Origin of the sequence: Protofrankia sp. Cr1 (genome assembly GCF_963555865.1) — a bacterium.
Taxonomy (GTDB): domain Bacteria; phylum Actinomycetota; class Actinomycetes; order Frankiales; family Frankiaceae; genus Protofrankia.
In genome coordinates this window covers 6,044-7,177 of record NZ_CAUVXO010000060.1, presented here as the reverse complement: position 1 = coordinate 7,177, position 1,134 = coordinate 6,044, and the positions used below count along the sequence as shown (strand labels likewise).

Annotated in this window: 2 protein-coding genes; one reads left to right on the top strand and one right to left on the bottom strand. The window is 69.0% G+C overall.

What is annotated here, in order from left to right:
* Nucleotides 1-228: hypothetical protein (locus tag U9980_RS07960; protein ID WP_322767348.1), on the top strand; the 228-nt coding region annotated here is incomplete at its 5' end.
* Nucleotides 229-263: 35 nt separating this feature from the next.
* Here the strand turns inward: U9980_RS07960 and cobA are convergent.
* Nucleotides 264-1,040, bottom strand: coding sequence for a uroporphyrinogen-III C-methyltransferase (cobA, locus tag U9980_RS07955; RefSeq protein ID WP_322767354.1), 777 nt, complete (start codon nucleotides 1,038-1,040; stop codon nucleotides 264-266).
* Nucleotides 1,041-1,134: the final 94 nt, after the last annotated feature.

The following is a 1,134-nucleotide window of genomic DNA, read 5'->3' as shown; positions in this document are numbered from 1 at the left end:
GAGGGCGATGATGCTTCCAGTACCGGACGCAAGGAGGTCGACGGCATGTGCTGCGAGGACCTGATATGCGCCCGCTGTGCCGGCCCGGTCGCCGAGGGACGGTGTGCGTCCTGCCGGGCAGCCCGTGACTCCATGCACCAGCCATCCATCACGATCACACCCCAGGTGCTGATCGTCATCGTGTCGGTGCTGCTGATGCTGACCCTGCTGGCTGTTCGACACGGCTAGCTGCCGGTCTTGTTCGGCCGGTCAGGTCACGGGTATCAGGCCAGCATCTCGCGCAGCGCGACCACGTCACCAATGACGATCACGGATGGCGGCATGATGCCCGCCTCGGCGGCCAGGGCCGCGATGTCGGCGAGGGGGCCGGTCACCACCTGCTGATCAGCGGTTCCCCCGCCGTGGATCACAGCGGTCGGAGTGGATCCTGCGCGGCCTCGCTTGACCAACTCCGCGGCAATCTGCGCGAGCGCGCCGACGCCCATCAGGACGACGATCGTCCCGGCACCGGTCGCCACGGCGTCCCAGTCGACGGTCGAGCCCGGATGGGACGGATCGAGGTGACCCGAGACGATCGTGACGTCCTGGGTAATCCCACGGTGGGTGACCGGAATGCCGGCCAGTGCCGGAACGGCCACCGCGCTCGTCACACCCGGCACAACCTCGCAGGGCACCCCCGCGTCGAGGCACGCCAGCGCCTCCTCACCACCGCGACCGAAGACAAAGGGATCTCCTCCCTTGAGTCGTACCACCCCGAGTCCCCGCCCGGCCCGGTCAACGATCAGACGGTTGATCTGATCCTGGGTGATGTTGTGGCCGTGTACCTCCTTGCCCGCATCCACGATCTCGACGCCGGACCCGAGGTCGTCGAGCAACGCCCGCGGGGCCAGCCGGTCGACGACCACCACGTCGGCCCGGCGCAGCAGTTCCAGACCGCGAACGGTGATCAGATCAGGACGCCCCGGACCACCTCCGACCAGCGCAACCCAGCCGGTCCCGCCCCGAGGCGCACCTGCACGTCGGCCCACCGGCGCGTCCATGCGCGGGTGCCCCTGCGGCGTCCCCGCCCACTGGTCGGCACCGGCAGTCGGATCCGTCTCGAAACTGTCCACACCCCAGAGTGTGCGTCCTACC

Coding starts and splice junctions, on each gene's coding strand:
- cobA (WP_322767354.1), bottom strand. CDS start 1,040: ATGGACGCGCCGGTGGGCCGACGTGCAGGTGCGCCTCGGGGCGGGACC.